The organism is Halomicrobium urmianum (genome assembly GCF_020217425.1).
Taxonomy (GTDB): Archaea; Halobacteriota; Halobacteria; order Halobacteriales; family Haloarculaceae; genus Halomicrobium; species Halomicrobium urmianum.
In genome coordinates this window covers 465027-478311 of sequence record NZ_CP084090.1, presented here as the reverse complement: position 1 = coordinate 478311, position 13285 = coordinate 465027, and the positions used below count along the sequence as shown (strand labels likewise).

General features: G+C 70.2%; 15 protein-coding genes. 7 read left to right on the top strand and 8 right to left on the bottom strand.

Annotation, left to right across the window (positions count from 1 at the left end):
• Positions 1-11: 11 nt before the first annotated feature.
• The 5 genes from LCY71_RS02315 to LCY71_RS02300 all read right to left on the bottom strand — a co-directional run bounded on the left by LCY71_RS02315 (position 12) and on the right by LCY71_RS02300 (position 1942).
• Positions 12-188, bottom strand: coding sequence for a DUF7511 domain-containing protein (locus LCY71_RS02315; protein WP_225334752.1), 177 nt, complete (start codon positions 186-188; stop codon positions 12-14).
• Between the two features lie 79 nt (positions 189-267).
• Positions 268-432 carry a DUF7838 family putative zinc beta-ribbon protein gene (locus LCY71_RS02310; RefSeq protein ID WP_225334751.1) on the bottom strand — a complete coding sequence of 55 codons (165 nt, stop codon included), beginning with the start codon at positions 430-432 and terminating at the stop codon, positions 268-270.
• Between the two features lie 89 nt (positions 433-521).
• Positions 522-656 (bottom strand): hypothetical protein, encoded by a 135-nt coding sequence (locus tag LCY71_RS21370; protein WP_263654217.1) that lies wholly within the window; start codon positions 654-656, stop codon positions 522-524.
• Positions 620-874: a hypothetical protein gene (locus LCY71_RS02305; protein ID WP_225334750.1), complete on the bottom strand. Its 255-nt coding sequence runs from the start codon at positions 872-874 to the stop codon at positions 620-622. The genes LCY71_RS21370 and LCY71_RS02305 overlap by 37 nt, the downstream gene beginning before the upstream one ends.
• Positions 875-1069: 195 nt before the next feature.
• The gene (locus LCY71_RS02300; protein ID WP_225334749.1) at positions 1070-1942 is read right to left on the bottom strand and encodes a winged helix-turn-helix domain-containing protein; all 873 of its coding nucleotides are present in this window, start codon (positions 1940-1942) and stop codon (positions 1070-1072) included.
• Positions 1943-2099: 157 nt separating this feature from the next.
• Here LCY71_RS02300 and sod point away from each other — a divergent pair, with 157 nt between their 5' ends.
• From sod to LCY71_RS02275, 5 genes are all read left to right on the top strand, one after another.
• Positions 2100-2702, top strand: coding sequence for a superoxide dismutase [Mn] (gene sod / locus LCY71_RS02295; protein ID WP_225334748.1), 603 nt, complete (start codon positions 2100-2102; stop codon positions 2700-2702).
• 216 nt (positions 2703-2918) lie between these two features.
• On the top strand, positions 2919-3452 hold the full coding sequence (locus tag LCY71_RS02290) for a cob(I)yrinic acid a,c-diamide adenosyltransferase (protein WP_225334747.1): 534 nt from the start codon (positions 2919-2921) through the stop codon (positions 3450-3452).
• A gap of 158 nt (positions 3453-3610) precedes the next feature.
• The gene (locus LCY71_RS02285) at positions 3611-5377 is read left to right on the top strand and encodes a sensor histidine kinase (RefSeq protein WP_225334746.1); all 1767 of its coding nucleotides are present in this window, start codon (positions 3611-3613) and stop codon (positions 5375-5377) included.
• Positions 5378-5456: 79 nt separating this feature from the next.
• Positions 5457-6722: a HEAT repeat domain-containing protein gene (locus LCY71_RS02280; protein WP_225334745.1), complete on the top strand. Its 1266-nt coding sequence runs from the start codon at positions 5457-5459 to the stop codon at positions 6720-6722.
• Between the two features lie 136 nt (positions 6723-6858).
• Positions 6859-8571 (top strand): phospholipase D-like domain-containing protein, encoded by a 1713-nt coding sequence (locus tag LCY71_RS02275; protein WP_225334744.1) that lies wholly within the window; start codon positions 6859-6861, stop codon positions 8569-8571.
• 18 nt (positions 8572-8589) lie between these two features.
• Here LCY71_RS02275 and han read toward each other — a convergent pair whose 3' ends face one another.
• Entirely contained in the window at positions 8590-10497 is a 1908-nt protein-coding gene (han, locus tag LCY71_RS02270) for a Hef-associated nuclease (protein WP_225334743.1), read from the bottom strand.
• 185 nt (positions 10498-10682) lie between these two features.
• Between han and LCY71_RS02265 the strand changes: the two genes are divergently transcribed.
• On the top strand, positions 10683-11174 hold the full coding sequence (locus LCY71_RS02265) for a JAB/MPN domain protein-containing protein (protein WP_225334742.1): 492 nt from the start codon (positions 10683-10685) through the stop codon (positions 11172-11174).
• Complete coding sequence (locus LCY71_RS02260) at positions 11168-11602, top strand: FAD synthase family protein (RefSeq protein WP_225334741.1); 435 nt, start codon at positions 11168-11170, stop codon at positions 11600-11602. The genes LCY71_RS02265 and LCY71_RS02260 overlap by 7 nt, the downstream gene beginning before the upstream one ends.
• A gap of 21 nt (positions 11603-11623) precedes the next feature.
• Here the strand turns inward: LCY71_RS02260 and LCY71_RS02255 are convergent, their stop codons facing one another.
• On the bottom strand, positions 11624-12784 hold the full coding sequence (locus LCY71_RS02255) for a pyridoxal phosphate-dependent aminotransferase (RefSeq protein ID WP_225335869.1): 1161 nt from the start codon (positions 12782-12784) through the stop codon (positions 11624-11626).
• 23 nt (positions 12785-12807) lie between these two features.
• Positions 12808-13218: a 6,7-dimethyl-8-ribityllumazine synthase gene (gene ribH / locus LCY71_RS02250; RefSeq protein ID WP_225334740.1), complete on the bottom strand. Its 411-nt coding sequence runs from the start codon at positions 13216-13218 to the stop codon at positions 12808-12810.
• Positions 13219-13285: the final 67 nt, after the last annotated feature.

Here is a 13285-nt window from a genome sequence, read left to right as displayed (position 1 = left end):
AAATCTCTTGGCTAGCGCATCTCCCGGCGGGAGACGACGCTCGACCGGTCGACGCTGAGCCACGTCGACATCCGCGCGTCGCCCGACAGACCGGGCGGCGACACCGTACAGCGGTCGGGTGCGTCCGCGTAGGTCACCACGGTCATCGTCAGCTCCTCGCCGGTGGAGGGGGCGGGTTCGGCTGGCATCGCTCGGGAACCCGTTCCGGCCGACGAAAACCCCTGCTAAGAGGGGTATCGAGAGCTATCGAGGAGTAGGGAGACCGTCTCAGGCCTCGACGCTGGTGTCGACGACGTCGTCGATGCGGACGAAGCCGTAGTTGCACTCCTCGCAGCGGTACTTGGTCTTCTCGCCGAGGTGCATCGTCGTGCTCGCGACTTTCCAGAACGTCCGATCCTCGCCGCAACGCGGACAGTAGCGCTCGACGGCCATGGGAGGGCCTTCTCCGCGGGTGCAGTTGAAGCTCCCGGTTCTCACGTGGTAAACCAGAAAGCGCTATATGGAACCGACCGGCGACGGGGTTACTGTGCGTTAGCCGTGCCCTGGGCGTAGTGGCCCCCGAGGTGCTCGACGACGTCGTCGCTCTCGTACGTCGCCGCGTCGCGCTCGGGATCGGGCGTCAGGACTCGGGACAGGCCGCCGTCCGCGGAACGCACACGCGTCGGGGGCACTCGGGGTGGCGCCGCCGGCTGGCGAATCGGCGCGTCCGGCGGACGCCGACGGCGAGGGCGGCCGCACCTAGCGCGACGAGCGGGTTCGCCGCGGCCAGCACGGCACCGACCGCCGCGCCGGAGACCAGTGCAGCCGCCGCGACCACCTGCCGGAGACTGTACGTCGCGGCCGCGTCGACCGCTGGACCGGATCGGTTCATCACGTCTAGACGACGGGCCGCCGCCACCATAATCATAATCTGAATTACGTTTATGTAACGCGGATTACCGGACCGCGTTTCTGAAACGGACCTGAGACGAATCGGGAGACGGCGAGACTGTCGGTCGGCGCGCGACCGGAAGCGGAAAGCGGCATGTACAGCCGGCCGGTGGGAGTGAGGACGAGGAAGAACCGCGCGCTACGCGCGCTCGGTGTCGACGACGGAGAGGTCGCCGTCGACGGTGACCCGGAGCCGCTCGTCGCCGGCGGTGACGTCCACCGTCAGGCGCCAGGGGTCCTCGGACTCGACGGTGACGGGGTCGTCGTCGACGCACCACTCGAACCGCCAGTAGGGCGTCTCGGAGAGGGCGATGCCCTGCTCGTCGCAGAAGGCCACGACGTCGGACTGGTCCAGCAGGGCCAGGCCGACGGCCGAGCACAGTTCGTGGTGGCACTGCCGGCAGACGTGCTCGGCCCGGACGCGCGCCCCCAGACAGCAGTCGCCCTCCCGCGCGATGGTCGTCTCCATGCGGCCGTTGCACTCCGGGCAGACGCCGTCCTTCGCGAGGCAGTGCAGGTGGCGCACGCGCTGGTCGAACGCCTCCAGCACCTCCGCGTCGGAGCGCTCGTGGAATCCCCCCGGCGGGAACGGGTACTCGCCGTGGCCGTGCCCGCAGGCCGGACACGAGATGGCCAGCGTCTCGTCCTCGTACTCCGCGGCCAGCGGCTCGCCGCACTCCGTACAGGGGTCGTCGAGTTCGAACTCCCGGCGCGGGTGCTCCGTGAACGAGCCCGCGAGGATGGCCTGGACGACGCGCTCGCCGGCCGTCCGAAGCTCGTAGCCGTCCTCGCGCTTGCGGACGAACTGGCCCGTCAGCTTCCCGAGGTGGTAGTTGAACTGCGCACTGTCGCGCAGCCCCACCTCGTCGTGGACGTCCGTGAACCGCGCGGGCGTCTCGAGCTGCCAGAGCGCCTCCAGGATGGCCAGCCGCGTCTCGTCGGCGACCACGGAGAACGCGTCGGCCGGCGGGACGCAGTCCTCGCACTCCTGCAGGCTGTCGACTCGGCTCATGCCCCTACCGACGGCCCTCACGGACTAAAAACTATGCTGAACTGCAGTTATATCTATCTCCTTACCACTTCTCTCTCCGGCCGGGGGACCTGTAGTCCCGCTAACTGTAACTCGCTTCAGATTACCTTCAAGGGTAGTCGGACCCTCCACTCGGTCGATGTCTGACTACGAACTCGATCCGCTGCCGTACGACTACGACGCGCTGGAACCCCACGTCTCCGAGCAGGTGCTCACCTGGCACCACGACACCCACCACCAAGGGTACGTCGACGGCTGGAACGCCGCCGAGGAGACGCTGGCCGAGAACCGCGAGGACGGCGACTTTGCCTCCTCCGCCGGGGCCATCCGCAACGTGACCCACAACTCCTCGGGGCACATCCTCCACGACCTGTTCTGGCAGAATATGTCCCCCGAGGGCGGCGACGAGCCCCAGGGCGCGCTGCGCGACCGCATCGAGCAGGACTTCGGTTCCTACGAGGCCTGGAAGGGCGAGTTCGAGGCCGCCGCCGGCGACGCCTCTGGCTGGGCCCTGCTCGTGTACGACTCCTTCAGCAACCAGCTCCGCAACGTCGTCGTCGACAAGCACGACCAGGGCGCGATCTGGGGCGGTCACCCGATCCTGGCGCTGGACGTCTGGGAGCACTCCTACTACTACGACTACGGTCCGGACCGCGGCGACTTCGTCGACAACTTCTTCGAGGTCGTCGACTGGGAGGAGCCGAGCAGCCGCTACGAGCAGGCCGTCGAGCTGTTCGAATAGCGAGGTTCTGAGCGCAGCGAAGGACCTCGAAAGCGAGCGGGAGTGAGCGAAGCGAACGACACGCGAGCCGCGAGGTCTGACTCCCGCGTAACGGACTGTCGGCCCTCCTTTCTTCTCGACCGTGGGCACGCGTTCTCTCGCTTTCGGGAGGCCCGTTCGAGGCGGCGTCACTGCTCCCCAGTCGCCTATAAGACGCTGGCGGCCCCAGCCTCTCGCATGCCCATCTACACCGGCCGCGGCGACGAAGGCCAGACCGACCTGCGGAACATGGACCGCGTGTCGAAGGACAGCCGCCGCATCGAGGCCTACGGCACGGTCGACGAGGTGAACGCGCTCGTCGGTCGCGTCCGGCCCACGGGGTACGACGACGTCGACGAGATGCTCCGCGAGGTCCAGAACCACCTCCACGTCGTTCAGGCGGACTTCGCCAACCCGGACCCCGACGAGGGCGACCCCGTCATCGAGGACGAGCACGTCGAGCAGGTGGAGGCGTACGTCGACGAGGCCAACGAGGAACTGGAACCGCTGGAGGAGTTCATCCTCCCCAGCGGCTCGGACCAGGGGTCGAAGCTCCACCACGCGCGGGCCGTCTGCCGGCGGGCGGAGCGCCGCGCCGTCTCGTTCGCCGCCGAGGAGTCGGCCAACGGCGCGGCGATCACGTACCTCAACCGGCTGTCGGACCTGCTGTTCACGCTGGCCCGACTGGTCAACGAGCGCGAGGGCGTCCCCGAGGAGAATCCGGAGTACTGACGCGGGGCGGGGTCGCTTCCGTCGCGGCGACCGCGAACGACGGGACCGGCGGCTCGCCAATACGCTGTCGAGTTCGGGCCGAATTGCCCACGTGAGCACTTCTGCGGAGACATCTGGAGGGGCAGACTCATGTCCGCCCAGCCGCTACGTTCACGGACGTGCTGAATCTCTCATCCCGGGCGGGAGGGACTGTCATCGCGGCGCTCGGCCTCGCGCTCTCCGTCTTTCACGCGCGTACAGCCGAGCTGCTACGCGACGACCCCGCCCTGGCGGTCGTGGACGGGGCCCTGCCGCTGGTGCTGTCTGCGGTCATGGTGCTCGCCGGCGCGGGGATGGCGCGCGGCCGCCTCGTCCCCGATCAGTTCGTCGAGCGGGTGCTCGCCTGGGTCGGCGTCGGCGTGCTGGCGCTCCTGACCGCGGCGGGGTGGCTGTTCGCTCACGCTCTGACCACTGACGCCCTCCCGCCGGACCCGGTGCTGACGCTGCTGAACGCCGCGACGTTCGGGTCGCTCGTCGGCTACCTCGTCGGCGTCTACGACGCCCGGCGGCGCCGACAGCAGCTGCGCGCCGACCAGCTGCGCCACGTCAACGACACGCTCCGGATCGTGACCCAGGACATCGTCGACGCCGACGACCGGAGCGAACTCGAGCGGCGGGTGTGCGAGCGCCTACAGGAATCGAGCACCTACGAGTCGGCGTGGATCGGTCGGTACGAACGCGGTGCAGAGGCCGTGCGGCCCGACGCGTGGTCCGGTCTGGACGACGAGTACTACGAGTCGGTCGTCGTGACGGTCGACGAGGACGATCCGCTCGGACGGGGCCTCGGCGGGAGAGCCGTTCGAACGGGCGAGATCCAGTGCTCTCAGGACGTCGCGGCTGACCCGTCGATGGAGCCCTGGCAGGACCTGATCGAGACGTACGACGTCGCCTCTATCGCCGTCGTCCCGATCGTCGACGACGACGCCGTCGTCGGCATCCTGAGCCTGTACGCCGACCGCCCGTTCGTGTTCGACGAACCCGAGCGGACTGTGCTCGCGGAACTCGGCGAGACGATCGGCCACGCCGTCTCCTCGCTGGAGGCCCGCGAGCAACTCCGGCAGCGCGAGCGGGAGCTCGAGAACCAGAACCGGCACCTCGAGGAGTTCGCGAGCGTGGTCAGCCACGACCTCCGGAACCCGCTGAACGTCGCCCAGGGATCGCTGACGCTGGAGCGGGAGGAGCGCGACAGCGACCACCTCCGGCGGGCGTCCGACGCGCTCGCAAGGATGGACGAGCTCGTCGACCAGGTCCTGACGCTGGCCCGGACCGGAACGGTCGTCAGCGAGTTCGCCAGCGTCGACCTCGAAGCGGTGGCGGCGGAGGCCTGGCGGACCACCCGGACGGGGCCGGCGACGCTCGACGTCGAGGCACCGCTGGGGGCGGTCCCCGGCGACGAGAGCCGCATCCGCGAGCTGTTCGAGAACCTCTACCGGAACGCCGTGGAACACAGTTCCACGAGCCCTCGCTCGACTTCGTCTCGCGAGGACGCCGTCGAGCACGGCTCGACGAACCCTGACTCGCAGGCTCGGGAGGGCGCCGTGGAACACGGTTCCACGAACCCCGGCTCGCAAGCTCCCCGGGGAGGCGACTCCGAACACGGCGACGAGGGCGTCACCGTGACGGTGGGCGCCACGGACGGCGGCTTCTACGTCGCCGACGACGGCTCGGGCATTCCCGAGAGCGACCGTGAGTCGGTGTTCGAGGCGGGGTTCTCGACGAGCGACGAGGGGACCGGATTCGGCCTGAACATCGTCCGTAGCATCGCCGACGCCCACGGCTGGGACGTCTCCGTCACGGAGAGCGAGGCCGGCGGCGCGCGCTTCGAGTTCACCAACGTGGGGACGGCCGACGGCGGCGTCGTGGGACGCGAGTCGCCGTCGGAGTGAGGCGTGGGGGCCGCGCCCCTCGGCGACCGTCCGAGCCAGGATGGAAACGACTATGGCCCGGACGGGCCCAGGTTCGGGCATGAGCAACGGGGACGACGCTGACGAGGAGCCGGCGGCCGAGCCCGTCGTGTCCGAGGCCGAGGCGCTGAACGACCGCCTGGACGAGGCGGCCGAGGAGCTCGAGGCCGCGGAGACGGAGGCCGATCTGGACGCCGTCGAGGCGGAACTCGACGACGTCGAGGAGGAACTGGACGTCGCCGAACTGCCCGAACCGGACGAGGACGAAGAGGACGTCGAGGACCCGCGCGAGGAGCTGGAGTCACGCATCTCCGACCTCCGCGACGACCTCGAGGAGCAACGCGGCCCCTACGCGGAGGACGTGACCGACGTCCTCGCGGACGCCCGCGGGACGCTCACCGAGGCCGAGTGGACCGAGACCGGCGCCGACGAGGCCGTCGCCGCGGTCGACGCCTTCCTCGACGAAGCCGACGAGTACGTCTCGTTCGGCACCGACGCCGGAAGCTCGCCCGCGGAGGCCGCGTCGGCCGTCGAGCAGGTCGAGTCCGTCGTCGCCTCGACCGATCTCGACCCCGACGAGGACGCCGATACCATCGCCGGGCTCCTCGAAATCTCCGAGGCGCTGACCGACGACCTCGACGCGGCGGAGACCTGGGAGGACCTGACCGTCCAGGAGCAGCTCCAGGCCGAGGGGTTCTACGACGTCCTCGAGAGCGAGAGCCTGAAGGACTTCCCGCCGGAGTGGAGCGCGCTCAAGCGCTACGGCCGCGAAGGCGAGGTCGAGCCGATGCTCTACGCGCTGGAGAAGCTGGGCGACTCCGACTTCTTCGAGGAGTACGTCTACGACGAACTCGTCCACATGGGCAAGGACGCCCAGGCGGCCTTCGACGAGATCCACCAGCGCGCCCAGAAGCGCGACAAGGCGCCGATCCGGATCCTGGGCAAGATGGGCGACGACCGCGCCGCCGACACGCTCCACGAGTTCATCGAGGGCGACGGCGACCCGGCCCTCCAGAAGGTGACCCTGCGCGCGCTCGGCGAGCTGGGCAGCGAGGAGTCGGTCCAGCCCGTCGCCCAGCGACTGGTCGCCGAGGACCACGAGGTCCGGTCGATGGCCGCCCGGACGCTCGGGCTGCTGGGCGACACCCGCGCCATCGAGCCGCTGGCTGACGTCCTCGAGGACGACGAGAGCGACGCCGTGCGCGCCTCCGCCGCGTGGGCGCTGCGCCAGATCGGCACCGAGCGCGCGCTCGACGTCGCCAGCGACTACGCCGACGACCGCGCGTACCTCGTCCAGGCCGAGGCCGAGAAAGCAGCCAGCGTCTGATACGGACTCCTGTCGCTGCGCCGGTCGACCGCCCGCAGTCGGGCGTCGTGCGGGACTGAACGACAGCCGTTCGTACCACGCGCGCTCCGCCGTCTCTCCACACCTTCTTGTAGGGTGAGCCGGCCACCCGTCCCCGATGGCCGGTCGCACCACCGTCGCACTGCTCGTCGCAGCGCTCGCGAGCGCCGCTGTCGCGCCTGCGCTCGCGGCCCCGACGTCCGTCGCCGCCGAACCGTCCGCCGCGCCCGCCGGAGCGACCGACGGCGCGGCGACCCCGAACGAGACAGTTGCAGCAGACCAGCACCCCCACGTCGTCGCCGCCTACCCTGACCCGGTCCGGAGCGGCGACGCCGGCGAGTTCGCCGTGCTCTCGGTCCCGCCGGGCGCGAACCTCTCGCGCTACGACCTCTCCGACGGCCACCGATCCGCGTCGCTGGGGACCGCGACCGGTGCGGCGATCGATCGGAGGCGGATCGCCGTCAGCGCCGAGCCCGCCGTCGCGCGGAACCTGACGGACCGCCCCGTCGTCGGCGTCGACGCGCTCTCGCTGGCCAACGACGGCGGACGGCTCGAAGTCGTCCGGAACGGCTCGCTCGTCGACGCCGCCGTCTACCGCGAGACGACGGAGGGGAGCGTCGTCCGCTGGAACGGGACGGCGACGACGTGGCGGCCGCTGGGCGCGACCGACCGCGAGCCCGTCAGCGCCCGGAACGGCGAGGTCCGCGCCTTCGTGCTGCCCGACGCATCGGGCGTCCCGCTCGACGTCCTCGCCGGCGCGGACGACAGGCTCCTCCTGGCCGGGTACACGCTCACCTCCGCACGAGTCGTCGACGCGCTCGTCCGGGCCCGCGAGCGTGGCGCGACGGTCCGCGTGCTCGTCGAGGGAGAGCCCGTCGGCGGCCGGACTGCACGCGAGGCGGACGCGCTGGACCGACTGGCCGAGGCGGGCGTCGAGGTCCAGGCCGTCGGCGGCGCGGGCGCCCGCTACGACTACCACCACGCGAAGTACGCCGTCGTCGACGACCGCGCGGTCGTGCTCACGGAGAACTGGAAGCCCGCCGGAACGGGCGGCAACAGCAGCCGCGGCTGGGGCGCGGTGACGGAGCAGGAGCAGATCGTCGAGGGGCTCGCCGAGACGTTCCGGGCGGACGCGGGCTGGCGCGACGCCCGGCCCTGGGAGTCCTTCCGCCGCGGCCGGAGCTTCGAGCGCGGCGAACCGGCGTTCGGGGACTACCCGTCGCGCGTCGACCCCGAGCGGGTGCCGGTCGACCGGACGACGCTCCTGGTCGCGCTGGACAACGCCCAGCCCCGGCTGATCGAGCGGCTCGACGGGGCCGACGAGTCGATCGACGTGATTCAGGTGACGCTGGGCGGGTGGGACGCGCCGCTCGTGCGCACGCTGCGGCGCGCGGCCGCGCGCGACGTCGAGGTCTGCGTCCTCCTCTCCGGCGCCTGGTACGCCCGCGAGGAGAACAGGCAGACGGCCGAGCGCCTCCGCGAGTGGGCCGACCGCCGGGACGCGCCGCTGTCGGTCCGGTTGGCCGAGCCCGGGGATCGCTTCGAGAAGATTCACGCCAAGGGAGCCGTCGTCGACGACCGCCACGTCGTCCTCGGGAGCCTCAACTGGAACGAGGCGGCCGCCACCTCGAACCGCGAGGTAGTGCTGGTCCTCTCGGGCGAGCGGGTCGCGGGCTACTACGGCGGCGTCTTCGACGCCGACTGGCGCGGCGGATCGACGGGGCTCCCGGTCGGCGTGCTCGCAGCGCTGGGCGGACTGCTGGCGCTGGCGGGACTCGTGGTCTGGAGAGTGGAGTTCGTCGGCGAGGAGCCCGTCGGTGTGGGTCCCTGAATCGATCCGGGATCCGCGTCAGTCGCCGAGGACGCCCGCGCTCTGTAGGTCCTCGTCGATCTCGGCGTCAGCCATCTTGTCGACCAGCGCGTCGATGACGCGACGGCGTTGGCCCTTGACGAACTTGATGGAGCCGACGACGAGGTGGCCGCCGCCGGAGACGCCGCCCCCGTCGAGCTCGTCGGTGAGCTCGGCGACGTACTCGGGGATGTCCAGCCGGACGCCGTCGGAGCGGAGCACGGCGAAGTCCGGCCCGTAGCCGATGGTGATCACGGGGTCGCCCGTCTCCTCGACCTTGCGGTCGTGGATCTTGCCCGTCGTCTTGCCGGGCGCGGGGTAGGTGAACCGATGGGCGTGGTTCTCGACGTCGATGTGGTAGAGGTGGGCGCCGTTGTCCAGTTCCTCGTGTTCGACGTGGCTCATCGCGGCGTCGAGTTGCTCCTCGACGTCGCGCTCGGCCTTGCTGGCGAGGAAGTCGACGACCTCCTCGTGGCGCTGCCGGTCGTCGCAGTCGACGTTGAGCACGTCGTCGATGAGCTCGCGGCCGTCGTCGTACTTTAGCCAGAAGGTAGCGTAGTCCAGCGCTTCGCCCACGTCCCGGAGGTCGTCCTCGTCGTAGCCCTCCTCGCGGGCGAGCTCGACGTAGTCGTCCATCGCCTCGCCCTCGGAGCGGTCCGAGACGCCCGCGACGGCGGGTACGTGGCGGAGCTCGTCGGTCAGCGACGGGTCGATCATCCGGGCGAGTTCGACGCACATCATCCCCGTCGTGATGCGGTAGTCCTCGTCGTGGAGGTAGGGGTTGACGTGGGCGTCGATCAGCGGCTCGACGGCCTCGGGGTCGGGGTGGTGGTGGTCGACGACGATCACGGGGATGTCGTAGTGCCGCAGGTTCCGGTAGGCTGGGGTGTCCTCCTCGGTAGAGCCGTTGTCCAGCATGAGCAGTAGGGGGAGCTTCTGGCCGTGGCGCTCGCGGTTCTCCAGCGCGAAGTTGAGGTCCCGGGTGACGTCCTCCATCTCGTAGAACGGCGCCTTGCTGGGGAGGCGCTTGAGCATGTGCCGGGCGGCGTCGTCGTCCTCGTAGTGCGACTCGACGAACCGCTCCAGCGCGACGTGCAGCGGGACGCTGGCGCAGAGGCCGTCGCCGTCGGCGTGGTGACGCATCCGGATCGGTCGGCCCTCCAGGACCGTCCGGCGCAGACGCCGGGCGACGTCGCGGAGGTCGTCCCACAGCTTCTCGAAGGCGGGCCACTCGACGAGCGGCTCGACGTCGGCGGGCTCGGCGAGTTCGTCCAGGGCCTCGTCGATCGCGACGCGGACCTCGACGGCCTCGTCGCCGCCGAGCACCTGTAGCTCGTCGACCTCGACCTGCACGCTGCCGTCGCGAGTCTCGACGCGGCCGGTCACCTGGACGATATCGCCCAGTTCGACCTCCGGGTGAGCGCGGACGCCGGCCTCTTCGAAGGCGGCACACGGCGCGACGCCGGTGTCGTCACGGAGCTGGAAGACGGTCGGACCGCCGGTCTGGTTGATCTGGAGGACTTCGCCGGCGAGCACGACGGTGTCGCCGGTCGCGTCGTCGAGCTCCGCGACGCTGACGCGGTCGCCGCGGCCGACCTGACGGCGCTCGTAGTCGTCGACCGGTACCTCGTTGAAGCTGACGTCGCCGTTCTCGCGCACCTCGGCGAGCTCGACGACGACCTCGTCGCCGACGTCGTAGTCGCCCTCGAGGTTCGAGGCGTGGACGAGGCCGGACAGTTCGTCGGAGAGGTCGACGAAGACGCCGTACTCGACGACGCCGTTGACCGTTCCGACGTACAGCTCGCCCTCCTCGACGTCGTCGAGGGTACAGCCGTCGGCGAGTTCGTAAACGACAGTTCCCTCGCTGGGAACGTTGGCACCGTCCCCGGTGCCTGCAGGCGGAGACATTTTCCATCTCTTGGGCGCACCCGCGTTTTTAAGCTTCGGTCTCGGTTTCGGAGGGCGCGCTTCCGACGGTATCGAGATCGCGCACGGAGGACGAGAACGCCCCGCCTATCGAGTCAGCGGATGCTCACTTCCCCGCTCTTCCGGCAGTCGGAAACCTTAGAAAGCGGGCTCCCCCAGAATCGGACATGCGGCTGTTTCGCTCGGGTGGGATCCTCGGCATCGCCGAGTCGGCCCTCGAGTTCGCCCTCGAGGCGTCGAAGGAGGCCCACCCCGACGAGTACATGGGGCTGCTCCGGGGCGAGGACGCCCGGAAGCTCGGGCTCGACGAGGACGGCACGGTCCTGACGGACGTGCTGGTGATCCCGGGCACGGAGTCCAATCCCGTGAGCGCGACGGTGAAGACCAGCATGGTGCCAAACGACCTGCGGGCTTCGGGATCGATCCACTCCCACCCCAACGGCGTGTTGCGGCCCAGCGACGCGGACCTGGGCACGTTCGGCAAGGGCAAGGTCCACATCATCGTCGGCGCGCCCTACGGGTGGGACGACTGGCAGGCCTTCGACCGCGAGGGCGAGCCGATGGACCTGGACGTCGTCGACGTCGAGCCGCCCGAGGAGGCCTTCTTCGACTTCGACCAGACGGACATCGACCGCGAGCTGCGGGAGGACGAATGGTGACCGACCGCGTCGTCGCCCAGGGCACCTTCGACATCCTGCACCCGGGCCACCTCCACTACCTCCGAGAGGCCGCGGCGATGGGCGAGCGCCTCCACGTCATCGTCGCCCGGAGCGAGAACGTCACGCACAAGCCGAAACCCATCGTCTCGGACGAGCAGCGCCGGGAGATGATTGCGGCGTTAGACCCCGTCGACGAGGCCAGACTGGGCCACCCCGAGGACATCTTCGTCCCCATCGAGGAGATCGAACCCGACGTGATCGCGCTGGGGTACGACCAGCACCACGACGCCGACGGGATCCGGGCGGCGCTGGCCGACCGCGGCATCGACTGCGAGGTCAGGACCGCGTCGCCGCGGGAGGAGCACGAGGACGAGCTCCTCTCGACGGCCCGGATCATCGAGAAAGTGCTGCGCGAGCGCGGCGACTGATCGCGGAGACGGATTCCGCGTCTAGATGAGCTCCTCGTCGGCCAGCCGTTCGACCGCCTCCTCCAGGCGGTCCTTGCTGTTGGCGTAGGAGATGCGCGCGTAGCCCGGCGTGCCGAAGGCGCTGCCGGGGACGGTGGCGACGGCGGCATCCTCGATGGCGGCGTTGCACCACTCCTCGTCGTCGCCGTCCGGGGCGACCTCGGGCATCATGTAGAACGCGCCCTGGGGCTCCGGGACGTGGACGCCGTGGTCCTCGAAGAGGTCCAGCAGGAAGTCGCGGCGCTCGGCGAAGGCCTCGACCATCTCCCCGACTTCTTCGTCGGTGTTCTCCAAGGCCTCGACGCCGGCGTGCTGGACGAAGTTGACGGCGCAGGAGACGGAGTGGCCGTGGATCTTGCCCGACTCGGAGACTAGGTCCTCGGGGCCGGCGAAGTAGCCCAGCCGCCAGCCGGTCATGGAGTAGGCCTTCGAGAAGCCGTTGACCGTGATCGTTCGGTCCTCCATGCCGTCGATCGTACCGAGCGACGTCGCCTCGACGCCGTCGTAGGTAATCTCCTTGTAGATCTCGTCGGAGATCACCGTGACGTCGTGCTCGACGGCGAGGTCGCGGACGCCCTCCAGGGCCTCGTCGGAGTAGACGGCGCCGTGGGGGTTGCCCGGCGAGTTGACGACCAGCAGCTCCGTCTCGTCGGAGACGGCCGCGGCGAGGTCGTCCAGCGCGGGCTCCAGCTGGAGGTCGTGGGCCGCGGTGTCGACGCGGGTCAGCGACCCGCCGGCGAGCTTCACCATCGCCTCGTAGGAGACCCACGCCGGGTCCAGCAGGGCGACCTCGTCGCCGTCGTCGATCAGCGTGTGGATGATCTCGTAGAGTGCCTGTTTGCCGCCGGGCGTGACCACGACGTTCTCGGCCTCGTACTGGATGAGGCCGTCGTCGTGGAGCTTCTCGGCGATGGCCTCCCGCAGCGCGGGGATGCCCGGCGTGGACGTGTAGCCGGTGTGGCCCGCCTCCAGGGCCTCCTCGGCGGCGTCCTTGATGTTCTGGGGCGTGTCGAAGTCCGGTTCGCCGACGCTCAGGTCGACGACGTCGACGCCGTCGGCCTCGAGTTCCGCGGCCGTGTTGCTGATCGCGAGCGTCGCGCTCGGTTCCACTCGTCCGACGCGGTCTGAGAAGTCCAGGTTCATGGTCGTGTCCTCCGCAGGTTCGTTCACGGCAGTTCCTCGGCGAGGTCGACGGCGCTGTTGACGGCCTCGCCGCCCTTGTCGGTGCGCGCCTCGGCCTCGGCCTGGCTCATGCCCGGGCCGACGATGCCCAGCGTGACCGGCGTGTCCCGCTCTAAGCTGACGTCCGTCAGCCCCTGGGCGGCGGCCGCACCGATCACCTGATCGTGGTCGGTGTCGCCGCTGACGATGGCGCCCAGCGCGGCCACGGCGTCGACGTCGTCGCGGCGGGCCAGCCGGTCGGCCGCCAGCGGCGCGTCGTACGCCCCCGGCACCTCCAGGGTCGCGGCGACCTCTGCGCCGCGCTCGTCGGCGGCCTCCCTGGCCGACCGCTCCATCGCGTCGATCACCTCGCCGTGTTTGTCGTACTGGGCGATCACCAGCCCGAGCTGCACCATATTCGACCGGCGGGGTCCGGCGCTAAAAGAACTACCGTTGTCCGCCGCTCCGGAGGCCACCGGCTCC